The sequence below is a fragment of the Streptomyces sp. NPDC002092 genome (assembly GCF_053593775.1).
In genome coordinates, this window is sequence record NZ_JBSFDG010000015.1 from 175,214 (window position 1) to 196,402 (window position 21,189).

20 protein-coding genes are annotated in these 21,189 nt (G+C 70.1%); 9 read left to right on the plus strand and 11 right to left on the minus strand.

Going from position 1 to position 21,189, the window contains the following annotated elements; translation table 11 throughout:
- Positions 1-129: 129 nt before the first annotated feature.
- Both ACWCRD_RS31805 and ACWCRD_RS31810 read right to left on the minus strand, forming a co-directional pair.
- Positions 130-1,215: a family 2 encapsulin nanocompartment cargo protein polyprenyl transferase gene (locus ACWCRD_RS31805; protein WP_450969197.1), complete on the minus strand. Its 1,086-nt coding sequence runs from the start codon at positions 1,213-1,215 to the stop codon at positions 130-132.
- A gap of 113 nt (positions 1,216-1,328) precedes the next feature.
- The gene (locus ACWCRD_RS31810; protein WP_450969198.1) at positions 1,329-2,735 is read right to left on the minus strand and encodes a family 2B encapsulin nanocompartment shell protein; all 1,407 of its coding nucleotides are present in this window, start codon (positions 2,733-2,735) and stop codon (positions 1,329-1,331) included.
- Positions 2,736-3,030: 295 nt separating this feature from the next.
- Here ACWCRD_RS31810 and ACWCRD_RS31815 point away from each other — a divergent pair, with 295 nt between their 5' ends.
- Together ACWCRD_RS31815 and ACWCRD_RS31820 are read left to right on the plus strand one after the other, a co-directional pair.
- Positions 3,031-3,621, plus strand: a complete 591-nt coding sequence (locus ACWCRD_RS31815; protein ID WP_450969199.1) for an N-acetylmuramoyl-L-alanine amidase — start codon at positions 3,031-3,033, stop codon at positions 3,619-3,621.
- Positions 3,622-3,683: 62 nt separating this feature from the next.
- Positions 3,684-4,616 carry a 1-aminocyclopropane-1-carboxylate deaminase/D-cysteine desulfhydrase gene (locus tag ACWCRD_RS31820; RefSeq protein ID WP_450969200.1) on the plus strand — a complete coding sequence of 311 codons (933 nt, stop codon included), beginning with the start codon at positions 3,684-3,686 and terminating at the stop codon, positions 4,614-4,616.
- Here ACWCRD_RS31820 and ACWCRD_RS31825 read toward each other — a convergent pair.
- Positions 4,589-6,193, minus strand: a complete 1,605-nt coding sequence (locus ACWCRD_RS31825; RefSeq protein ID WP_450969201.1) for a Na+/H+ antiporter — start codon at positions 6,191-6,193, stop codon at positions 4,589-4,591. The two genes, ACWCRD_RS31820 and ACWCRD_RS31825, sit on opposite strands and share 28 nt — an antisense overlap.
- Before the next feature lie 62 nt (positions 6,194-6,255).
- On the opposite strand from ACWCRD_RS31825, the gene ACWCRD_RS31830 reads away from it, so the two are divergent.
- From ACWCRD_RS31830 to ACWCRD_RS31840, 3 genes are all read left to right on the plus strand, one after another.
- Positions 6,256-6,516 carry a UBP-type zinc finger domain-containing protein gene (locus tag ACWCRD_RS31830; protein WP_344405347.1) on the plus strand — a complete coding sequence of 87 codons (261 nt, stop codon included), beginning with the start codon at positions 6,256-6,258 and terminating at the stop codon, positions 6,514-6,516.
- 269 nt (positions 6,517-6,785) lie between these two features.
- On the plus strand, positions 6,786-7,199 hold the full coding sequence (locus ACWCRD_RS31835) for an ATP-binding protein (RefSeq protein WP_004925829.1): 414 nt from the start codon (positions 6,786-6,788) through the stop codon (positions 7,197-7,199).
- A gap of 17 nt (positions 7,200-7,216) precedes the next feature.
- On the plus strand, positions 7,217-8,332 hold the full coding sequence (locus tag ACWCRD_RS31840) for an RNA polymerase sigma factor SigF (RefSeq protein WP_450969202.1): 1,116 nt from the start codon (positions 7,217-7,219) through the stop codon (positions 8,330-8,332).
- A gap of 37 nt (positions 8,333-8,369) precedes the next feature.
- Here ACWCRD_RS31840 and ACWCRD_RS31845 read toward each other — a convergent pair whose 3' ends face one another.
- On the minus strand, positions 8,370-8,819 hold the full coding sequence (locus tag ACWCRD_RS31845) for a hypothetical protein (RefSeq protein WP_450969203.1): 450 nt from the start codon (positions 8,817-8,819) through the stop codon (positions 8,370-8,372).
- Positions 8,820-8,988: 169 nt separating this feature from the next.
- Between ACWCRD_RS31845 and ACWCRD_RS31850 the strand changes: the two genes are divergently transcribed.
- Complete coding sequence (locus ACWCRD_RS31850; protein WP_450969204.1) at positions 8,989-9,957, plus strand: diacylglycerol/lipid kinase family protein; 969 nt, start codon at positions 8,989-8,991, stop codon at positions 9,955-9,957.
- 319 nt (positions 9,958-10,276) lie between these two features.
- The gene (locus ACWCRD_RS31855) at positions 10,277-10,534 is read left to right on the plus strand and encodes a WhiB family transcriptional regulator (RefSeq protein ID WP_016639615.1); all 258 of its coding nucleotides are present in this window, start codon (positions 10,277-10,279) and stop codon (positions 10,532-10,534) included.
- A gap of 206 nt (positions 10,535-10,740) precedes the next feature.
- On the opposite strand, the gene ACWCRD_RS31860 is transcribed toward ACWCRD_RS31855, so the two are convergent.
- Complete coding sequence (locus ACWCRD_RS31860; protein WP_450969278.1) at positions 10,741-12,207, minus strand: sensor histidine kinase; 1,467 nt, start codon at positions 12,205-12,207, stop codon at positions 10,741-10,743.
- Between the two features lie 387 nt (positions 12,208-12,594).
- Positions 12,595-13,227, minus strand: coding sequence for a TetR/AcrR family transcriptional regulator (locus tag ACWCRD_RS31865; protein WP_450969205.1), 633 nt, complete (start codon positions 13,225-13,227; stop codon positions 12,595-12,597).
- Between the two features lie 97 nt (positions 13,228-13,324).
- On the opposite strand from ACWCRD_RS31865, the gene ACWCRD_RS31870 reads away from it, so the two are divergent.
- Complete coding sequence (locus ACWCRD_RS31870; RefSeq protein WP_450969206.1) at positions 13,325-14,077, plus strand: SDR family oxidoreductase; 753 nt, start codon at positions 13,325-13,327, stop codon at positions 14,075-14,077.
- Between the two features lie 39 nt (positions 14,078-14,116).
- Here ACWCRD_RS31870 and ACWCRD_RS31875 read toward each other — a convergent pair whose 3' ends face one another.
- Positions 14,117-15,187: an SIS domain-containing protein gene (locus ACWCRD_RS31875; RefSeq protein WP_450969207.1), complete on the minus strand. Its 1,071-nt coding sequence runs from the start codon at positions 15,185-15,187 to the stop codon at positions 14,117-14,119.
- 237 nt (positions 15,188-15,424) lie between these two features.
- Here ACWCRD_RS31875 and nagB point away from each other — a divergent pair, with 237 nt between their 5' ends.
- A complete protein-coding gene (gene nagB, locus ACWCRD_RS31880) occupies positions 15,425-16,210 on the plus strand; it encodes a glucosamine-6-phosphate deaminase (RefSeq protein ID WP_450969208.1) in 786 nt (261 codons plus the stop codon).
- Between the two features lie 159 nt (positions 16,211-16,369).
- Here the strand turns inward: nagB and ACWCRD_RS31885 are convergent, their stop codons facing one another.
- The 4 genes from ACWCRD_RS31885 to ACWCRD_RS31900 form a co-directional block, all read right to left on the minus strand.
- Entirely contained in the window at positions 16,370-17,857 is a 1,488-nt protein-coding gene (locus ACWCRD_RS31885; protein ID WP_450969209.1) for a glycoside hydrolase family 3 protein, read from the minus strand.
- Between the two features lie 9 nt (positions 17,858-17,866).
- Positions 17,867-18,730 (minus strand): carbohydrate ABC transporter permease, encoded by an 864-nt coding sequence (locus tag ACWCRD_RS31890; protein WP_450969210.1) that lies wholly within the window; start codon positions 18,728-18,730, stop codon positions 17,867-17,869.
- On the minus strand, positions 18,727-19,716 hold the full coding sequence (locus tag ACWCRD_RS31895) for a carbohydrate ABC transporter permease (RefSeq protein WP_450969211.1): 990 nt from the start codon (positions 19,714-19,716) through the stop codon (positions 18,727-18,729). Before ACWCRD_RS31895 ends, ACWCRD_RS31890 begins: the two co-directional genes overlap by 4 nt.
- 72 nt (positions 19,717-19,788) lie before the next feature.
- Entirely contained in the window at positions 19,789-21,072 is a 1,284-nt protein-coding gene (locus ACWCRD_RS31900; protein WP_450969212.1) for an extracellular solute-binding protein, read from the minus strand.
- Between the last annotated feature and the right edge of the window lie 117 nt (positions 21,073-21,189).

The following is a 21,189-nucleotide window of genomic DNA, read 5'->3' on the forward strand; positions in this document are numbered from 1 at the left end:
AAAGGCGGGTGGCGGGCCCCGCACACCGTGGGGATGTGCGGGACCCGCCCGGCCGGAGCCTCGACGGCTGTGCGGGGTCAGGAGCCGCGCGGCCGCCCCGGTGGGCTCCGGGGTCTGTGCGGGGTGTGGTCAGCCGGTGCGCCGCGTCACGAACTCCGCCAGCGCGAGCAGACCGCCTGCCGCCTCCGGGTCGGGGACCGCGCGGGCCAGCTCCTGCATGGCGCGGGCCATCCGGTCGGCGGCCTGGACCTGAGCCCAGTCGCGCCCGCCGGCCCGCTCGACGGCGAGCGCCGTCTGCGCGAGTTCCTCCTCGTCCCCCTTCCCGTACGGCATTTCGTACAGCTCGGCCAGTTCCGCGGCCGCCGGGGTGCCCGAGGTGAGCGCGGCGACCACCGGCAGGGACTTCTTGCGGGCCATCAGGTCCGCGCCGACCGGTTTTCCGGTGCGGTGCGGGTCGCCCCATATGCCGATGACGTCGTCGATGAGCTGGAAGGCGAGCCCGGCCTGACGGCCGAACGCGTCCAGCGCCTCGACGTCCTCGTCGCAGGCCCCCGCATACAGCGCCCCCACGGCGCAGGCGCAGCCGAGCAGCGCGCCCGTCTTGGCCTCGGCCATGGTCAGCGCCTCGTCGAGGGTGATCTCGCCGGGGCCGCGCCGTTCCATCTCCGTGTCCGCGTGCTGACCCGCGCACAGCTCGACGACGCAGGCCGCGAGCCGGGCCGCGGCCGGGCCGGACGCCGGGTGCGGGTCCTCGGCGAGCAGCCCGAGTGCCAGTGCCTGCAGGGCGTCCCCGGCGAGGATCGCGTCGGCGTCGCCGAACACGGTCCACGCGGTGGGCCGGTGCCGGCGGGTGGTGTCCCGGTCCATCACGTCGTCGTGCAGCAACGTGAAGTTGTGCACCAGCTCCACTGCCGCGGCCGCCCGCCCGGCCGCCTCGCGCGCACCCGGGCCGCCGAGCGCGGCGGCCGCGGTGAGGACGAGTGCGGGGCGGATCGCCTTGCCCGCGTTGCCCACCGCCGGGGTGCCGTCCGCGTGCTCCCAGCCGAAGTGGTACAACGCGATCCGGCGCATGGAGCCGGGCAACGAGTCGATGGCGGCGCGCAGTTCGGGGTCGACGCAGGACCGGGTGCGCTCCAGGATCGCGGCCGCCTCGTGCCCGTCCAGCGGCTGCGCCCCCGTGGGACGCTGCTTCGCCTCCGTCATGAACTCGGCCATGGGATCTCCCTCGGTCAGTCCGCGGACGGTGGCGCTTCCGCTGTGGCTGGGCGCGTACGACCGGGGTGTACCCGCCCCGGAGGGCGGGGACACGGCTCCCAGGTGCAGAAACGTCACCGCCACCGGCCGATCTCGACGTTCTCCAGCACGCCGAGCGCGTCCGGCACCAGGACCGCGGCCGAGTAGTACGCCGTCACCAGGTACTTGATGATCGCCTGTTCGTTGATGCCCATGAAGCGCACGGACAGGCTCGGCTCGATCTCGTCCGGGATCCCGGCCTGCTGCAGTCCGATGACGCCCTGCTCGGCCTCGCCGGTACGCATCGCGATGATCGAGCTCGTACGGGCCTCGGAGACCGGGATCTTGTTGCACGGGTAGATCGGCACACCGCGCCAGGTCGGGATGCGGTTGCCGGCCACCTCGATCGTCTCCGGGACGAGGCCGCGCTTGTTGAGCTCGCGGCCGATCGCGGAGATCGCGCGCGGGTGGGCGAGCAGCAGCTTGGTGCCGCGCCGCCGGCTGAGCAGCTCGTCCAGGTCGTCGGGGCTGGGCACGCCGTCGTGCGGCTGGAGCCGCTGGTCGTACTCGCAGTTGTGCAGCAGCCCGAACTCGCGGTTGTTGACCAGCTCGTGCTCCTGGCGCTCCTTCAACGCCTCGACGGTGAGCCTGAGCTGCTGCTCGGTCTGGTTCATGGGCTGGTTGTAGAGGTCGGCCACGCGCGAGTGGATGCGCAGCACGGTCTGGGCGATGCTCAGTTCGTACTCGCGGGGCCTGGCCTCGTAGTCCACGAAGGTGTGCGGGATGTCCGGCTCGCCGCTGTGGCCGGCGGCGAGATCGACGGCCTTCTCGCCGTACTTGTTGGTGCGCTGCTCCGGGATCGAGCGCAGCTGCTGGAGGTGGTCGCGCAGGGAGTCGCTGCGCTCCGCGACCAGTTCGACGTCCTGGCGGGTCAGGGTCAGCACCGTGCAGGCGGTGTCCGCGCGGGCCGTGTACTCCCAGATGGCGTCCGGGTCGAGCAGGGCCGCGTCGCCGAAGTAGGCGCCGTCGGCGAGCACCCCGAGGACCGCGTCGTCGCCGTACGGGCCCGTGCCGATCTTCTCGACCCTGCCGTGCGCCAGCAGATGCACCTCGTCGGTCCGGCTGCCGAACGAGGCGATCAGGCTGCCGGGCGCGAACTCCTGCTGCCGGCAGCGCTGGGCGAGCTCCGCGAGCACCTCCTCGTCCTCGTACGACCGCAGTGCGGGAAGTTCGCCCAGCTCCGCGGGGATGACCTCCACCCGGTCGCCGGTCTTCACGAACGTGATGCGGCCGTCCCCCACCGCGTAGGTCAGTCGCCGGTTCACCCGGTAGGTGCCACCCTGGACGTTCACCCATGGAAGCGTGCGCAGCAGCCAGCGTGAGCTGATCTCCTGCATCTGGGGTGCCGACTTGGTCGTCGTGGCCAGGTTCCGCGCGGCGGCAGTGCCGAGGCTCTGCTGCGGCTTGCCCTGCTCCGAACGAACCTCTTCGCCTACCGACATATGAGAATTGCCCTCCCGCTCCAACAGCCCGCGCCGATGTGCGCGGCTGCATCGATCTCCGCGGCCAAGCCTTCCATCACGGAACGTATCTGTGCTATTACCCGAAAGAGCGGGAATGGATCACCGCTCAGCTGGGCACGAAGGGGGATCCTGTCCAGCGGCACGCACGTGCGGAATGGCCGGATCCGCCCCCTCACCCCGAACACGATGTGTGACGACTCCATTACTTTCGGTACAAGCTCCTTCACAGGCGGTCGCGTCGGGTGGCCGTCGGCACGGTACGAAGGAGGCGGTCATGGCCTCACCCATGTCCGCGGGCAGTTTCCTCGACGGCCTCAGAGCGCAGGGCCTCACCGTCGTCGAGGTGGGCGACTGGGTACATCACAACCGCAACCACAAGGGACCGTGGGGTCCGGTGTACGGCGTGATGATCCACCACACCGTCACCAGCGGCAGCGAACACACCGTCGAGATCTGCCGGGACGGCTACGCCGGCCTGCCCGGCCCTCTCTGTCACGGCGTGATCACCAAGGACGGCACGGTCCACCTGGTGGGCTACGGCCGCGCCAACCACGCCGGTCTCGGTGACGACGACGTGCTGCGGGCGGTGATCGCCGAGAAGGCGCTCCCGCCGGACAACGAGGCGAACACCGACGGCAACCGTCACTTCTACGGCTTCGAGTGCGAGAACCTCGGCGACGGCGAGGACCCCTGGCCCGAGGCCCAGCTGGAGGCCATCGAGAAGGCCGCCGCGGCGGTGTGCCGGCACCACGGCTGGACGGAACGGTCGGTGATCGGCCACTTGGAGTGGCAGCCGGGGAAGGTGGATCCGCGGGGTTTCACGATGGACTGGCTGAGGGGGCGGATCCACGAACGGTTGAAGTGACGGCACCAGGCAGTGGTGCGGGCCGCTGGGCCGAGATCACCGACCGGCGTGACAATGATGCCGTGAGCAGCCCCGACGCCCTCGACCTCGCAGCACTGCACCCCCGGCTGCCCTCACCCCTGCAGGAGATCGAGGACGGCCGTTTCGCTCAACGCGGCCTCCGCCTCCTCCTCAAGCGCGACGACCTCATCCACCCGGAGCTCATCGGCAACAAGTGGCGCAAGCTGGCGCCCAGTCTCGCCGCCGCGGCCGGCCGTACCGTCGTCACCTTCGGCGGCGCGTACTCCAACCATCTGCGGGCGACGGCCGCAGCGGGCCGGCTCCTCGGGCTGCCGACCGTCGGGGTGGTCCGCGGTCAGGAGCTGGCCGACCGGCCCCTCAACCCCTCCCTGGCCCGGTGCGCGGCCGACGGGATGCGGCTGCACTTCGTCGACAGGTCGACGTATCGCCGCAAGACCGAAGAGGACGTCCTCGCGCGCGTGCTGCGCACGGTCGGCGCGGAGGGGGCGTATGTCGTCCCGGAGGGCGGCAGCAATGCCGAAGCCGTGCGCGGCTGCCGGGCCCTGGGTGAGGAACTGCGCGGACGGGCCGATGTCGTCGGCCTCGCCTGCGGTACCGGCGGAACGCTGGCCGGGCTGGCCGCCGGGCTCGCCCCCGGGCAGCGCGCGCTCGGCGTACCCGTCCTCAAGGGCGGCTTCCTGCCCGCCGACATAGAGGCGCTGCAGGAGCGCGCTTTCGGCGGCCGGTGCGGCGCATGGGCCCTCGACGACCGCTTCCACTTCGGCGGCTACGCGCGCGTGCCCGGCGAACTCGACGCCTTCGCCGAGGACTTCGAGGAGCGGCACGGGGTGCCGGTCGAGCGTCTGTATGTCGCCAAGTTGCTGTACGGACTTGTCACCCTGGCTGCCGAGGGCGCGTTCGCGCGCGGGACGACCGTCGCGGCCGTCGTCACCGGGCGGCCCTTTCCTCAGGCGCCCTCCACCGTCTCCCGGTAGGCCGCGGCCTCCTCCAGGTCCAGCCTGCGCAGCAGCGTGCGCAGCATCTCGTCGTCGATGTAGCGGCCGTCCCGCAGCCTCACGAACATCGCGCGCTCGGCGCCGATCATCTCCCGGGACAGCCGGCGGTAGGTGTCGTCGACGGATTCACCGGTGACCGGGTTGGTCTGCCCGAGGCGTTCCCAGACGGCGTTGCGGCGGCGCTCCAGGACCTGCCGGAGACGCTCGGCGAGGGGTGGCGGCAGCGCGTTGCGCTCGTCGGTGAGCAGTTCGTCCAGGCGCCGCTCGGCGACCCGGGAGGCCTGCGCCTGGGCGTTGGCCTCGGCGAGGGTCTCCGCCTGTGCGTCCCGGCCAGGGAACTTCAGCAGGCGGATCACCGGGGCCAGGGTCAGTCCCTGCACCACCAGGGTCCCGATGACCGTCGTGAAGGTCAGGAAGAGGATGAGGTTGCGCTGCGGAAAGGGGCCGCCGCCGTGCACGGTGAGCGGGATCGAGAAGGCGATGGCGAGGGAGACGACGCCGCGCATCGCGGCCCAGGAGGTGACGATCGGCCCTCTCCAGGTGGGGTTGTCCTCGCGTTCCCTGATCCGCGCGGACAGCATGCGGGGCACGAACGTCCCCGGATACACCCACACGAACCGGGCCAGGACGACCACCAGGAAGACGGCGACCGCATACCAGGCGGCGTCCACGCCCCTGTACTCGCCGAGGCCCTTGAGGACCACGGGCAGCTGCAGGCCGATGAGCGCGAACACCGCCGACTCCAGGACGAACGCGACCACCTTCCACACCGCCTCCTCCTGGAGACGGGTGGCGAAGTCGACCTCCCACGCGCGGTGTCCGAGGTAGAGGGCGACGACCACGACCGCGAGGACACCGGAGGCGTGCACCTGCTCGGCGACGGCGTAGGCGACGAACGGGATCAACAGGGACATGGTGTTCTGCAGCAGCGCCTCCTTGACGTGCGTGCGCAGCCAGTGGATCGGGAGCATCAGCACCAGCCCGACCACCACGCCGCCGACCGCCGCCAGCAGGAACTCGCCGATCCCGCCGATCCAGGAGGCACCCTCGCCGACGGCGGCCGCGACGGCCACCCGGTACGCGGTGATCGCGGTCGCGTCGTTCAGCAGGGACTCGCCCTGCAGGATCGTGGTGATCCGGGAGGGCAGCCCCACCCGGCGGGCGACCGCCGCCGCGGCGACCGCGTCCGTCGGCGCCACCACCGCGCCCAGCACCAGCGCCGCGGGCAGGGGCAGTCCGGGCACGACGAGATAGGCGACCCACCCGACCACGAAGGTCGCGAACAACACATAGCCGACCGACAGCAGCGCCACCGGCCGCATCGTCGCCCGCAGATCGAGGTACGAGCTCTCGACGGCCTCCTTGTGCAGCAGCGGGGGCAGCACCAGCGGCAGCACGATGTCCGGGTCGAGGGTGTAGTCCGGGACCCCGGGGACGTACGAGACGGCGAGCCCCACCGCGACGAGCAGCAGCGGGGCCGGCACGGGGGTGCGCCGGGCCGCCGCGGCGATCGCGGCGCTCCCCGCCACCAGCAACAGCAGTGGCATCACGTCCATCGTCCTCGCCCGCCCTCGTTTTTCCGCGCGGTCATCCGCACGCCCGTCGTAATCTGGCAATCATGAAACAGTGCACGCACGCCGACGCGCTGCCGGATCCGGAACCCGGTCCGGTGACCGAGACATGCCCGGAGTGTCTGGCAGCGGGCACGCACCCGGTACAGCTGCGGCTGTGCCTCACCTGCGGCCACGTCGGCTGCTGCGACTCCTCGCCCGGCCGGCATGCGACGGAGCACCACAAGGACTCCGGCCACCCGATCATGCGCACATTCGAGCCCGGCGAGAACTGGCGTTGGTGCTTCGTGGACCACGTTCTCGTGTGACCCTGGACAGCCGGGGGACGACCCGGAATCCGGACGGTTCGACCGTCTGACGTCTGGGTACGTCAACCCGGCGCGCGTTCTTCCCAATTGGAGCCGCAGACCCCTAGACACGGAGCGTGTCCACAGTTTTACTGTGAGTGACGGCAAGGGGTTGGGGTCCCGGGGACGGGAAACTTGAGAGCGCGATAGCGTCACCGCTGAACACACATCGCGTTATCCCGGGGGGCGACCCTCGGCCCCGAATAGCTTGTACCACCTTGGAGGTGAGGGTGTCCCAGATCGCAGGCGAGCCCGCGACCCAGGACTTCGTGGAAGTCCGGCTGCCGGCTGCGGGTGCCTACCTGTCGGTGCTGCGTACGGCGACTGCCGGCCTCGCGGCCCGTTTGGACTTCACCCTCGACGAGATCGAGGACCTTCGCATCGCGGTGGACGAGGCCTGCGCGATCCTGCTCCAGCAGGCCGTGCCCGGCTCGGTGCTGAGCTGCGTCTTCCGGCTCGTCGACGACTCGCTGGAGGTCACCGTCTCGGCCCCGACCACGGACGGCCATGCCCCCTCGCGGGACACCTTCGCCTGGACCGTCCTGTCCGCACTCGCGGGCAAGGTCTCCTCCGCCGTGGACGAGGACAAAACCGTTTCGATCAGCCTCTACAAACAGCGCGGCGCGGGACCCGGGCCGGCGTGAGGACAGGGGACGGGCCGGTGCGTGACGAAGAGCGCGGCACACGAGAGCTGCCGGCCGAGGGCGCAGACGGATCCCGGCGCATCGGGGACTCCGTCGGCGGCGCCGACGGCATCGACGGCATCCCCGAGCAGGCCCGGCCGCATCCGGAGGACGACGCCGACAGCACAGCGGCGGCCGGCCTCCCGGACGATGGGCGGCGGGATCGGGAAGGTGCCGTGCAGAGCACGCCTCTGGACGGACGGAACGGGGTCACCCCGGTCCGAGCAGAGGCGAGGGCTCGGAGAAGGGCGACGGGCGGGACGATGAGCGAGCACGAGCGAAACGCCGAGGGCGAGGGGCAGGACGCGCAGCGCGTGCCGCAGGCCACACATCACGACGCACAGGACCGCAGCGGGGCGCGTGCGATGTTCATCGAGCTGCGCGGCCTGAAGGACGGCAGCCCGGAGTACGCGGAGCTGCGCAACAAGCTGGTCCGTATGCACCTGCCGCTCGTCGAGCATCTCGCGCGCCGCTTCCGCAACCGCGGCGAGCCGCTGGACGACCTCACTCAGGTCGCCACCATCGGCCTGATCAAGTCCGTCGACCGCTTCGACCCGGAGCGGGGCGTCGAGTTCTCGACCTACGCGACCCCGACGGTCGTCGGCGAGATCAAGCGCCACTTCCGTGACAAGGGCTGGGCGGTTCGCGTGCCCCGGCGCCTGCAGGAGCTGCGCCTGGCGCTCACCACGGCGACCGCGGAGCTCTCCCAGCAGCACGGCCGCTCCCCCACGGTCCATGAGCTCGCCGAGAAGCTGGCGATCTCGGAAGAGGAGGTCCTGGAGGGCCTGGAGTCCGCCAACGCGTACTCCACACTGTCCCTGGACGTGCCCGACACGGACGACGAGTCCCCGGCGGTGGCCGACACCCTGGGTGCCGAGGACGAGGCCCTGGAGGGCGTCGAGTACCGCGAGTCGCTCAAGCCGCTCCTGGAGGACCTCCCGCCCCGGGAGAAGCGGATCCTGCTGCTGCGTTTCTTCGGCAACATGACCCAGTCGCAGATCGCGCAGGAGGTCGGCATCTCGCAGATGCATGTGTCCCGGCTGCTGGCCCGCACCCTGGCCCAGCTGCGGGAGAAGCTCCTGGTGGAGGAGTAGGACCCCGTCGCCCCACGGCGACCGCGGCGCCGTACGACTACTGCTTGCCGTCCTGCGCACGGCCCGGACCCTTGATCCCGAGGGCCTGGGTCGTCGCCGGGTTGACCAGCAGCACCAGCGCGACGACGGCCACGACGGCGAGCGCGATGCCCGCCGGGATCGCCACGCTGTCGGCCTGGAGCAGGTTGTACGCCACCGGCAGCGCCATGATCTGCGTGATCACCGCCGGGCCCCGGCTCCAGCTCTTCTGCTTGAGCAACCCGCGCGCGGCCAGCAGCGGCAGCAGGGCGAGGACGACCAGAGTGATACCGCCGGTGACGGCGGACCGGCGGTCGTCCGGGGCGCCCGTGAGGCCCTCCACGAGCATCCAGACGCCTCCGACGGCCAGCGCGAGCCCCTCCAGCGCGGCGAGCCCCGCGGCATACGTCAGGCGGCGCGGGCGGGGGCCGGCGTTCTCCTCGGTGGCGGGGGTCTGCTCACTGGTCACCCCTGAAGGGTAGCCCTGGGGATGTGCGCCTCCATGGGCGAGCCCGGGGGACGCGGACCGTCGTGGCGAGGTTGAGACACAACCCCGTGGTGAGCCTCACGCCCCCGCCTCTTACCTGATCCCTACCTCGAACTGTGCCCGGTACTTCCCAGTAGGTACGCTGCAACCCATGCGTGCACTTCTCGTGGCCAATCCGGCAGCAACCACCACAAGCGCACGTACGCGCGATGTCCTGATCCACGCCCTGGCGAGCGAGATGAAGCTCGAGACGGTCACCACCGAGTACCGCGGGCACGCGCGCGACCTCGGCCGGCAGGCCGCGGAGAGCGACGACATCGACCTGGTCGTGGCGCTCGGCGGCGACGGCACGGTCAACGAGGTGGTCAACGGCCTGCTGCACGCGGGCCCCGCCCCGGAGGGCCTCCCCCGTCTCGCCGTGGTCCCCGGCGGCTCCACGAATGTCTTCGCCCGCGCCCTGGGCCTGCCCAACGACGCCGTCGAGGCGACCGGCGCACTGCTGGACGCGCTGCGCGAGGGCAGCGAACGTACGGTCGGCATGGGCCTCGCCGAAGGCACGCCGGGCACCGAGGACGAGGCGGTGCCCTCCCGCTGGTTCACCTTCTGCGCGGGGCTCGGCTTCGACGCGGGCGTGGTCGGGCGGGTGGAGCAGCAGCGCGAGCAGGGGCGGAAATCCACCCACGCCCTGTATCTGCGCCAGGTCGCACGCCAGTTCCTGCAGGAACCCCACCGGCGGAACGGCTCGATCACTCTGGAGCGGCCCGGTGAGGAACCGGTGACCGGGCTGGTGATGTCGATAATCTGCAATACGTCACCGTGGACGTATCTGGGCAATCGTCCGGTGTACGCGGCGCCTAAGGCCTCGTTCGATACCGGGCTCGACCTGCTGAGTCCCAGCCGTATGTCCGTGGTCGCGGGTGCCCGGTATGCCACGCAGTTGCTCACTTCGTCCCCCGAGCGCGGCCCTCATGGCAAGCACGTGCTGTCCCTGCACGACCTGGACCGGTTCACCTTGCATTCGAAGGTGCCCCTGCCCCTCCAGATGGACGGCGACCACCTCGGGCTGCGTACGAGCGTGACGTTCACAGGCGTACGCCGTGCACTGCGTGTGATTGTGTGAGCAGAAAGGGCTGAAGTCCTTTCACTCGAACGTTTAGGCCAGGATCCACCCCATGGAAGTACGGCTGTGACCTAGTCGACACCGAGGAATCAAAAAAAACTTTCCGGAAGGGGTTGTATCCGCCGCTGAGGTTTGCGAGTCTCTACGTGGCGATCGGGACGGCCCGCAACACCGGCCTCCACAGATCACCGGAACCCCTCTTCACATCACAGGACCTCGCCAGGGAACCTGGCGCTCGGCCCTTCACTTGTTGAGGGATTCGTGAAAGCGTTCACATTCACAAGCAACCTGCATGTAATACCAAGGAGAGGTAGCAGCCATGGACTGGCGTCACAACGCCGTTTGCCGCGAGGAAGACCCCGAGCTCTTCTTCCCCATCGGCAACACCGGTCCTGCGCTGCTGCAGATCGAGGAAGCCAAGGCCGTCTGCCGCCGCTGCCCCGTCATGGAGCAGTGCCTGCAGTGGGCGCTCGAGTCCGGCCAGGACTCCGGCGTCTGGGGTGGTCTCAGCGAGGACGAGCGTCGCGCCATGAAGCGCCGTGCCGCCCGCAACCGGGCCCGTCAGGCCTCCGCCTGACAACCCGCCCCGCAACAGCCTGAGCTTGGCGGCGCGTACAGCGAGTACGCATCTCCCGCCCCCGAGCCGCAGCGCGCAGTACCCCCGATGCGCAGCACAAGCTGGCAACGAGCATTTCAGCCCCGGACCTGGGAACGGTCCGGGGCTTCTTGCTGTGGACGGTCCCGCCGTACGGGTCCGTCGTACGGTCCTGCTCGCACCCGGCGCTACTTGTTCGCCCGCACCGGCACGTCCAGGATCACCCGGGTCCCCCGCTCCGGCGCCGGGACCATGTCGAACGTGCCGCCCAACTCCCCCTCCACCAGGGTCCGTACGATCTGCAGACCCAGGTTGCCGGCGGTGTGCGGGTCGAAGCCGTCGGGCAGACCGACGCCGTCGTCCTGGACGGTGACCAGGAGGCGGGCCTCCTTTGTCGTGCCGCCGCGGACCGCGGAGACCTCGACCGTGCCGGTGTCGCCCTCGCGGAAGCCGTGTTCGAGCGCGTTCTGCAGGATCTCCGTCAGGACCATGGAGAGCGGGGTGGCCACCTCGGCGTCCAGGATGCCGAAGCGACCGCTGCGCCGGCCGGTGACCTTGCCCGGGGAGATCTCGGCGACCATGGCCAGCACCCGGTCGGCGATCTCGTCGAACTCCACGCGCTCGTCCAGGTTCTGGGAGAGCGTCTCGTGCACGATCGCGATCGATCCGACGCGGCGGACGGCCTCTTCGAGGGCCTCCCGGCCGCGGTCGGACTCGATGCGCCGGGCCTGCAGGCGCAGCAGCGCGGCGACCGTCTGGAGGTTGTTCTTCACCCGGTGGTGGATCTCCCGGATGGTCGCGTCCTTGGTGATCAACTCGCGTTCGCGGCGGCGCAGTTCGGTGACGTCCCGGAGCAGGACCAGCGAACCGATGCGGGTGCCCTTGGGCTTGAGCGGGATCGCGCGGAACTGGATGACCCCGTCCCTGGCCTCGATCTCGAACTCGCGGGGCGCCCAGCCGCTGGCCACCTTGGACAGCGCCTCGTCCACCGGGCCGCGGGTCGGGGCGAGTTCGGCGGTGGTCCTGCCGAGGTGCTGGCCGACGAGATCGGAGGCGAGGCCCATGCGGTGGTACGCGGACAGGGCGTTCGGGGAGGCGTACTGGACGATGCCGTCCGCGTCGAGGCGGATGAGGCCGTCGCCGACGCGTGGCGCGGCGTCCATGTCCATCTGCTGGTTCGCGAACGGGAAGGAGCCGGCCGCGATCATCTGCGCCAGGTCCGAGGCGCTCTGCAGGTACGTCAGCTCGAGGCGGCTCGGGGTGCGCACGGTCAGGAGGTTGGTGTTGCGGGCGATGACGCCGAGGACCCGCCCGTCCCGTCGTACGGGGATCGACTCGACCCGGACGGGGACCTCCTCGCGCCACTCGGGGTCACCCTCGCGCACGATCCGGCCCTCGTCCAGGGCCGCGTCCAGCATGGGGCGGCGGCCGCGCGGGACGAGGTGGCCGACCATGTCGTCCTGGTAGGAGGTGGGGCCGGTGTTGGGGCGCATCTGGGCGACGGAGACATAGCGTGTGCCGTCGCGGGTGGGGACCCACAGGACGAGGTCGGCGAAGGAGAGGTCGGACAGCAGCTGCCACTCCGAGACCAGCAGATGGAGCCACTCGAGGTCGGAGTCGTCGAGGGCGGTGTGCTGGCGGACCAGTTCGTTCATGGAGGGCACGTGTGTGAGCGTACCTGGGGGTATGTGCTGGTCCTAAATACGACCGGAGGACCGCAACGGCCCTGAGAACACCCGCGGGCCGCGGCGCCTGGGAGGGACCCTCAACCCTCCCGGCACCGCAGCCCGGAGCAATATCGGCCGCGGGGTGTGCGGTCCCGGATGGCCGAAGGATGAGGAGCCGGGGCAGTCAGGGCAGAGAGCTCCGGATCCTCCGTCCGTCTTCCTGTGCGGGGAAGACGGAAGTCTCATTTGTTCAATTGTGGACTAGACCACTCTCGGTGTCCATGCGTTGGAGCCTGTTCGTTGTTGTTATTTCTCGGACGGTCTCCAACTGCTTGGACGCCCTGGCATCCAGCACGCAGCCTAACCCGTGTGGGTTCATGTGCGGGGCCAGATGGACATGGCAATTTCCGCGAGCGCCTCCAACTCCTGACGACTCGCGCCGTCGCGCGCCTGCTGGGACATGCCCTGGATGATCGCGCCTGTGTGGCGGGCGAGGGCGGCGGCATCGGTGCCGGGCGGCAGCTCCCCCGAGGCGATGCCGGCCTTCATACGACTCTCGAAGGCGGCGATGTTGGCGTTGCGCCGCTCGCGCAGGGACGCCTCGACCTCGGGGCTCGTGCAGTTCGTGGCCGCGTGGATGACGAGGCAGCCGTGCGGTCGGCCGGGTGCCGTGTACTCGGCGGCGGCCTCCCGCAGCATCCGCTCCACGGCGGCGCGGGCGGTGGGCTCCTCGGCGAGGGCACGGTCGGCGAAGGAGCCGTAGCGGGCGCCGTAGACGGTCACGACCTCGTCGAACAGCGCGCGCTTGTCGCCGAAGGCCGCGTACAGGCTCGGCGCGCCGATGCCCATGACGCGGGTCAGATCGGAGACGGAGGTCGCCTCGTATCCATGCTCCCAGAAGGCCATGACCGCCTTCTCCAGCGCGGTCTCGCGGTCGAAGGAGCGAGGGCGGCCACGGGGCCTGGGTGCGGCCTGCGCGTTCGTCCTCGTGTCCTCGCTGCCCACCATGGAGTGAATTGTATAGGGGGCGCTAGAGAAATATCGGCGGACTGCTGTACGGTCTTTTTGTAGCGACCACTAGATATTGTGCGAAGGGGGCGCCGGCATGGGCGTGCTTGCAGGCAGGACGGCACTCGTCACGGGGGCGAGCAGGGGGATCGGGCGCGGGATCGCCGAGCGACTGGGGCGCGAGGGCGCACGGGTCGCCGTCCACTACGGGAGGAACGGGGCGGCGGCGAAGGAGACGGTGGCCGCGATCGAGGAGGCCGGCGGCTCGGCGTTCACGATCGGCGTGGAGCTGGGGCGGCCGGGGGCCGTGGACGCCCTGTGGGAGGAGTTCGACCGGCATGCGGACGGTCTGGACATCCTCGTGAACAACGCCGGGATCGGGAAGTCGCGGTCGATCGAGGAGATAGCCGAGGAGGAGTACGACAAGCTCTTCGCGGTGAACGTGAAGGCGCCGTTCTTCATCGTCAAGCAGGGCGCGACGCGGCTGCGGGACGGAGGCCGCATCGTCAACATCTCGTCGGGGCTGGCCAGGAGCGCCGCGATGCCGGACAACATGGCGTACTCGATGACGAAGGGCGCGCTGGACGTTCTCTCCCGCGACCTCTCCAAGGTGCTGGGCCCCCGTGGCATCACCGTGAACTCGGTGGCGCCGGGACTCATCGACACGGACAACACGTACGAGGTCCTGCACGGCAGCCCGGGCGCGTGGGAGTGGGGGGCGGGACTCTCCGCACTGGGTCGGGTGGGCGAGGCTGCCGATGTGGCCGACGTGGTGGCGTTCCTGGTGTCGGACGCCGGCCGGTGGGTGACGGGGAGCTGGGTGGATGCGACAGGGGGTTCGCTGACGTAGGGGTTCCTACGAGGGCGTGGTGGCCGCCCGCAGAAAGGCTCAGTGAGTTTCGGTCACCTTGGCCAGCGCGCGCGGTGCGTCCGGGTCCTGGCCGCGGGCGATGGTGATCTCGTGGGCCAGCAGCTGGAGCGGGATGATCTCCAGGATCGGCTGGACCTCCTCGGCCACGCCCTCGGTGGGCAGGACGAAGCCGGCGGAGGCCTGCTCGACCTGGTCCCTGGGGCCGACGACGAACAGGTCGGCACCGCGGCCGCGCAGCCGGTCGAGGACGGGCTGCAGGGCCTCGCCGCCCTTGCCGTCGGTGACGACCGCGATGACCGGGGAGACGTTGTCGACCATGGCGAGGGGGCCGTGCAGGAGGTCGGCGCCGGAGTAGGACAGGGCGGGGATGTAGCTGGTCTCCATGAGCTTGAGGGCGGCCTCCTTGGCCGTGGGGTAGCCGTAGCCGCGGGAGGTGATCACCATGCGTTCGGCGAAGCGGTAGCGGGCGGCGAGGGAGCGGACCTCGTCCTGCCGGGCCAGCAACTGCTCGGCGAGGCCCGGCAGCGCCTTCGCGGGGGCGCCGTCGCCGCCGCGCAGGCCTTCCACGAAGAGGTAGAGGGCGAGGAGGGAGGCCGTATAGGTCTTGGTCGCCGGGAGGGCCTTCTCCGGCCCGGCCATGATGTCGACGTGGTACTCGGAGACACCGGCCAGCGGTGAGCCGGGGTTGTTGGTCACGGCGAGGGTGATCGCGCCGGCCTCGCGGGCGGCGCGGGTGGAGGCCACCAGGTCCGGGGAGCCGCCGGACTGGCTGACGGTGACGACGAGGACGTCGGTGAGGTCCGGGCGGGCGCCGTATGCGGTGGTGGTGGACATCGAGGTCAGGCCGCAGGGCAGGCCGAGGCGGATCTCCAGGAGGTACTTGGCGTAGAGGGCGGCGTTGTCGGAGGTGCCGCGGGCGGTCAGCAGGACGAAGCGTGGGGTGCGGGCGGCGATGTCCCGGGCCACCTGCCGGATACCGGGGGCGCCTTCCTCCAGGAGGCGGCGCAGCACGGCGGGCTGCTCGGCCATCTCACGGGCCATGATCCGCCCCGGGACGTCGGTCCGGGGGTCCGGTGTCGCGGCGGCCATGGTGGGCTCCTTGCGGGTCGGTTGCGGGGTGCTGGGAGGTGCTGCGCGGGGCGGCGCCGCACCCATTTCACTCCCCCGCGGCGAATGGCGCCTGTCCTCCGTATGGAAAGACGATGACCCCACTCCACCTGGGCCACAAGGGGCGGCTCTGTTAGATTGGTCTAAACCACATAGCCCCTTTCGGGTGCCGGTTGAGCCCCCCCTCTTCGGACCGTTTCTTCAGATCGGCAGGCCAGCGTGGAAGTTGTCATAGTTCCGGACGCCAAGTCGGGCGGCGAGCTCATCGCCGAGGCCATGGCGCAGCTCCTGAGGCGCAAGCCCGCGGCACTGCTCGGCGTGGCCACCGGCTCCACCCCGCTGCCCATCTACCAGGCGCTCGCGGCCAAGGTGCGCTCCGGTGCCGTGGACGCCTCGCGGGCGCGGATCGCGCAGCTCGACGAGTATGTGGGGCTGCCGGCCGAGCATCCGGAGTCGTACCGTTCGGTGCTGGCGCGTGAGGTGCTGGAGCCGCTCGGGATCGGGATGGACGCGTTCATGGGGCCCGACGGGACGGCCGAGGACGTGCAGTTGGCGTGCGCCGCGTACGACAGGGCCCTGGCGGAGGCCGGCGGGGTGGATCTGCAGTTGCTCGGGATCGGGACCGACGGGCACATCGGGTTCAATGAGCCGTGCTCCTCGTTGGCCTCACGGACCCGGATCAAGACGCTGACCGAGCAGACCCGGGTGGACAATGCGCGGTTCTTCGACGGGGACATCGGCCAGGTGCCGCATCACGTGATCACTCAGGGAATCGGGACGATTCTCGAGGCGCGGCATCTGGTGCTGCTGGCCACCGGGGAGGGGAAGGCCGACGCGGTCGCCGCCACCGTGGAGGGGCCGGTGGCTGCGGTGTGTCCTGCTTCGGCGTTGCAGTTGCATCCGCATGCGACGGTTGTTGTCGATGAGGGGGCGGCTTCCAAGCTCAAGTTTGCGGATTACTTCCGCCACACGTATGTCAACAAGCCCGACTGGCAGGGGATTTAGCGAGTTCGTCTGCCGGGTTCGGTCTTCTGCGGGGTGCGGGTCGTTTGTGGCTGGTCGCGCCCACGCGGCGGAGCCGCACATCGACCAAGCCCCGCGCCCCTGGGAATGGCGCAGGCGCCGGTCCCTTTCAAGGGACCGGCGCCTGTTGCGCCGTAGTCACTACACCCCCGCGATGACCTCCGCCGCCGCCCGACCGCACACTCGTGCCGCGCCGTGAGTGGCGATGTGGAGGGCGCCTCGGGGGGTGGCCTGGGGGAGGCCCATCTCCACCACGATGGTGTCTGGGCGGGCCGACAGCAGGGTGTCGAGGGCGGATGCCATCCAGGGGTGGCGGTGTTCGTCGCGGACGACGGCCACGATGCGGCGGGGGCCCGCCGCGGCCAGGGCGGTGCCGCCCGCGTCCTCGCCGGCGAAGCTGCCCGTCTCCGTGCCGGGGAGGAGGCGGAAGAGTTCCGCCGCGACGCCCCAGGGGGTCTCGTCGCCGACCGCGAAGTTGGCGACGGGGGTGAGGGCGGCGACGTAGGGCGGTTCGGTGAGCGGGGTGAAGGGCCCCGCCGCGGTCGTCCTCAGGGCGCGGCGGGCCGCGCGGAGGCCCACCTCGGCGTCGGGGGTGCGTTCCGTGTCCGCTGCGGCCGCGGCGGCGGTCCAGCGGGCCAGTGCACGGACCCGTTCCGCCGCGTCCGCCAGGCGTTCCTCGGGGAGTTCACCGGCACGGACCGCGGAGACGAGGGCGTCGCGCAGGCGCCGTACCGTCTCGTCGTCGGCGAGGCCGCCGCCCACGCAGATCGCGTCGGCGCCGGCGGCCACGGCGAGGACGCTGCCGCGCTCGATGCCGTACGTACCGGCGATGGCCTGCATCTCCATGCCGTCGGTGACGATGAGGCCGTCGTAGCCGAGTTCGCCGCGCAGCAACTCCGTGAGCGCGCGCGGGGAGAGGGTCGCCGGCCGGTCCGGGTCCAGGGCGGGGATCAGGATGTGCGCGCTCATCACCGCGCGGGTGCCGGCCTCGATCGCCGCGCGGAACGGGGACAGTTCGCGGGAATGGAGCACCGATGTGTCCACGTCGATGCGCGGGAGCGCATGGTGGGAGTCGACGGCCGTGTCGCCGTGGCCCGGGAAGTGCTTGGTGCAGGCGGCGACTCCGGCGGACTGCAGGCCGGTGACATAGGCGGCGGTGTGCCGGGCGACCAGGTCGGTGTCGGCGCCGAAGGAGCGGACGCCGATCACGGGGTTGGACGGGTTGGAGTTCACGTCGGCCGACGGGGCCCAGTTGAGGTTGACCCCGCAGGCGGCGAGGCGGCGGCCGAGTTCTGCGGCCACGTCCCGGGTCAGCTCGACGTCGTCGACCGCGCCCAGCGCGTTGTTGCCGGGGAAGGAGGAACCGGTGCGGACCTCCAGGCGGGTGACGTCGCCGCCCTCCTCGTCGATGGCGACGAGGACGTCGTCACGTTCGGCGCGCAACTGGGCGGTGAGGGCCGCGAGTTGTTCGGGCGAGGCGATGTTGCGGCCGAAGAGGCCGACCGAGGCGAGGCCTTCGCCCAGGCGGCGCAGCAGCCAGTCGGGGGCGGTGGTACCGGTGAAGCCCGGCTGCAGGACCGTCAGGGCGTCGCGCGTGAGAGTGTCGGTACCGCTGGCGAATGTCGTCATCGGGTGGCGTTATCCCTTCACTGCGCCGGCGGTCAGGCCCGCGGCCATCTTGCGCTGGACGAGGAGGAACAGGGCGACGATCGGCACGGCCATCATCGTGGCTCCGGCCATCATCGGCGCGTATTCGGTGCCGTGCTTGGTGGTGAAGTTGCCGAGCCAGACGGTCGCGGTCTGGTGTTGCTGGCTGAGCAGCATCAGGGCGTAGAGGTATTCGTTCCAGGCCTGGATGAAGCCGTAGACCGAGGTCGCGACCATGCCGGGGGCCAGGAGCGGGAAGACGACCCGGATGAAGGCGCCCGTGCGGCTGCAGCCGTCGACCATCGCCGCCTCCTCCAGCTCCTTCGGGATGTTGACGATGAAGCCGCGCAGCGTCCACACCGTGAAGGGGAGGATGAAGGTCAGATACGTGATGATCAGGCCCGAGAGCTTGTCGTACTGCTCCAGGTCGTTGAGGAGCAGGAAGATCGGAATGATCATGGCGACCAGCGGGACCATCTGGACCGCGAGGATGCCGACGATCACGATCTTGCGGCCGCGGAAGGCGAACCGGGAGATGGCGAGCGCCGCCAGCATGCCGACGACGATGCCGATCGCCACGACCGAGAGGGAGACGATCAGGCTGCGGCCGACCGGGCCCCAGAAGTCCGCGATGGCCAGCGCCCGGCGGAAGTTGTCGAGGGTGAAGCCGGTCGGGAACAGGCTCGGGTCGGGGTCGATGGTGTCCTTGGCCGGCTTGATGGCCGTGTTGAGCATCCAGTAGACGGGGAAGCCGGCGGTGACGAAGACCAGGAGACCGAGGAGGTTCCAGCCGAGCTTGGACTTGCGGGGTCGCGAGCCTGCGTCCGTCGTCGCCACGGCGTTCATGACGGTCATTCGACCTCTCCGATCTTCAGCATCTGGCGCATGTACACGGCGACCACGCCGAGCAGCAGCACCACGGTGATCAGCGCGATCGCGGAGCCCTGCGCATAGTCGTTGACCACGAAGGCACGGTCGTACGAGTAGGTGGTCAGGAGCTGGAACTCCTGCTCGGGATGGCCGTTGCGCATCACGAAGACCTGCGGGAAGACGCCCATGTCCCAGATGACCGACAGGGTCGTGAGCATCACGATGATCGGCTTGAGGATGGGCAGGGTGACGTACCGGAAGACGCCCCAGGAGCCCGCGCCGTCCAGGCGGGCCGCCTCCTCCAGTTCGGCGGGGACCTGGGTGAGGCCGGCGCTGAGGGTGATGACGACGAAGGGGACGGCACCCCAGACCACCAGCAGCATGATCACGGCGAGGCCCTGCGGCCCGCTGGCGAACCAGTTGTGGCCGATGAGGTCCACGCCGGGCAGCTTGCTGAGCAGGGCGTTGAGAATGCCGTAGTCGGCGTCGAACAGCCACTTGAAGACGGTGGTGGCGACGATGATCGGCATGCCCCAGCTGGCCACCAGCACGATGTTGACCAGCGTCTTCACCCAGCCGGAGACCCGCTGCAGAAGCAGGGCGATCAGCATGCCCAGCACCATCGTGAAGACGACCGACCCGCCCGCGAAGACGATCGTGCGGACCACGACCTGCCAGAACTCGCCGTCGCCCAGCACTCCGGTGAAGTTGGCGAACCCGACCCAGTCGGCGGGCTGGAAGCCCCACAGCTGGGACTGTCCGAACTTCTGGAAGGACAGGGTGACCAGGCGGAACAGCGGATAGCCGAGGACCAGCGCCAGGATCAGCAGACAGGGGGCGAGCAGCAGCCACGGTGTGGCCGCGCCGCCCGAAGTCCGGGCTCTGCGTGGTTTCTCGGCGACCGGCGGCGGTGGCGGCGCCTGCCGCGGCGGCGGCACCTTGGCAGGGGTGGTCGTGTCTGCGGCACTCATCGCGCGCTCCTCAGCGGTCCCTCAGGTCGTACGGAGAGCGGGGTTCCGCCCGGGCGGAACCCCGCTCGCTGGTCACTTGGCGTTGATGACCTTGTCGATCGCGGTGTCCGCGTCCTTGGCGGCGGCCTCGACCGACTTCTTGCCGGTGCCGATGTCCTGCAGCATGGTCTGCAGGACCTGCGCCTTCTCGACCTGGCCCCAGCCGGGGGCCATCGGGACGAACCAGTTGGACTCGGCGGCGGTGGCCGGGACCGCCGTCGCGGGGTCGTTCTTCAGCGTCGCGAGGTCGGTCTTGTTGTTGGGCAGGTTGCCCTTGGCCATCAGGCCCTTCTGGCCGGCGGGGCCGGTGAACGCGTCGATCCACTCGGCGGCGAGGGCCTGCGCCTTGGACTTGACCGGGACGGCGAGGTCGGAGCCGCCCAGGAAGACCGGGAGGTTCTTGCCGGACGGACCCGGCATCACGAAGTTCTCGAGGTTGTTCTTGAGCTTGCCGGTCTTGTCGTTCTTCGGGTCGGCGGAGGTCGCACCCTCCCAGGCGGCGCCGAAGATCATGCCGGACTTGCCCTGGCCGTAGACGATGTAGCGGTCGGACTCGTCCTTGGTCTTGTCGCCGTGCATGTACTTGTCGATGACGTTCTTGAACTCGGTGAGGCCCTTGATCGACTCGGGCGAGGAGAGGTTGGCCTTCCACTGGCCGCCCTCCTCCTTGGCGATGGAGCCGCCGGCGTCGTAGACGAAGGACATGGCCGCGTACCAGTCACGGGTGGGCTGGTACCAGGCGGAGAACTTGTCCCCCTCCTTCTGCTGCACCTTGTCGAGGTCGGCGGTGAGCTCCGCGTACGTCTTCGGCGTGGACTTGACGCCCGCCGAGGCGAAGACGTCCTTGCGCCAGTTGGCGACCCGGCCGCCCGCGTAGTACGGCACGCCGTAGGTCTTGCCGCCGTACGTCACCGAGGCCTTGAGGCCGTCCAGCCAGGCGGCGGAGTTGCTGAACTTCGCCGGGTCCAGGGGGGCGAAGGCACCCTTGACCATGTAGCCCAGCATCTCGGTGTTGCCCATCTCGACCACGTCGGGGGCCTTGTCGGTGGCGAGGACCGCGTCGAGCTTGGTGTTCTTGTCCGGCCAGCCGTAGTACTCGTGGTTGATCTTGATGCCGGGGTGCTTCTTCTGGACGGCCGCGTCGGCGGCCTTCACCAGGTTCGGCCAGTTGTTCTGGGCGTCGACGGTGAGCCAGACAGTCAGCTCCTTGGCGTCCGCGCCGCTGTTGGAAGAACCCTTGCCGTCACTGCTGCCGCACGCCGCGATGGAGACCATCATGCCCGCGATACCGATCGCGGCTATGAGCTTGCGCTTCACGCCACCCTCCTCAGGGATGCCCACACCTCCCCGCTCATGCGCCGGGACCTGAACCAATGGTGTAGACCAGTACCGGGAGCTTGGACCAGACCACGAAGCCTGTCAAGGGTGCTCGAA

What these genes read in the sequence shown, in the direction of transcription:
- ACWCRD_RS31875 (WP_450969207.1), bottom strand. Translation starts at nt 15,187, where the DNA reads ATGGCCGCCGCGACACCGGACCCCCGGACCGACGTCCCGGGGCGGATC.
- ACWCRD_RS31855 (WP_016639615.1), top strand. Translation starts at nt 10,277, where the DNA reads ATGGACTGGCGTCACAACGCCGTTTGCCGCGAGGAAGACCCCGAGCTC.
- ACWCRD_RS31860 (WP_450969278.1), bottom strand. Translation starts at nt 12,207, where the DNA reads ATGAACGAACTGGTCCGCCAGCACACCGCCCTCGACGACTCCGACCTC.
- ACWCRD_RS31825 (WP_450969201.1), bottom strand. Translation starts at nt 6,193, where the DNA reads ATGGACGTGATGCCACTGCTGTTGCTGGTGGCGGGGAGCGCCGCGATC.
- ACWCRD_RS31805 (WP_450969197.1), bottom strand. Translation starts at nt 1,215, where the DNA reads ATGGCCGAGTTCATGACGGAGGCGAAGCAGCGTCCCACGGGGGCGCAG.
- ACWCRD_RS31870 (WP_450969206.1), top strand. Translation starts at nt 13,325, where the DNA reads ATGGGCGTGCTTGCAGGCAGGACGGCACTCGTCACGGGGGCGAGCAGG.
- ACWCRD_RS31890 (WP_450969210.1), bottom strand. Translation starts at nt 18,730, where the DNA reads ATGACCGTCATGAACGCCGTGGCGACGACGGACGCAGGCTCGCGACCC.
- ACWCRD_RS31895 (WP_450969211.1), bottom strand. Translation starts at nt 19,716, where the DNA reads ATGAGTGCCGCAGACACGACCACCCCTGCCAAGGTGCCGCCGCCGCGG.
- ACWCRD_RS31830 (WP_344405347.1), top strand. Translation starts at nt 6,256, where the DNA reads ATGAAACAGTGCACGCACGCCGACGCGCTGCCGGATCCGGAACCCGGT.
- ACWCRD_RS31815 (WP_450969199.1), top strand. Translation starts at nt 3,031, where the DNA reads ATGGCCTCACCCATGTCCGCGGGCAGTTTCCTCGACGGCCTCAGAGCG.
- ACWCRD_RS31865 (WP_450969205.1), bottom strand. Translation starts at nt 13,227, where the DNA reads ATGGTGGGCAGCGAGGACACGAGGACGAACGCGCAGGCCGCACCCAGG.
- ACWCRD_RS31885 (WP_450969209.1), bottom strand. Translation starts at nt 17,857, where the DNA reads ATGACGACATTCGCCAGCGGTACCGACACTCTCACGCGCGACGCCCTG.
- ACWCRD_RS31850 (WP_450969204.1), top strand. Translation starts at nt 8,989, where the DNA reads ATGCGTGCACTTCTCGTGGCCAATCCGGCAGCAACCACCACAAGCGCA.
- ACWCRD_RS31810 (WP_450969198.1), bottom strand. Translation starts at nt 2,735, where the DNA reads ATGTCGGTAGGCGAAGAGGTTCGTTCGGAGCAGGGCAAGCCGCAGCAG.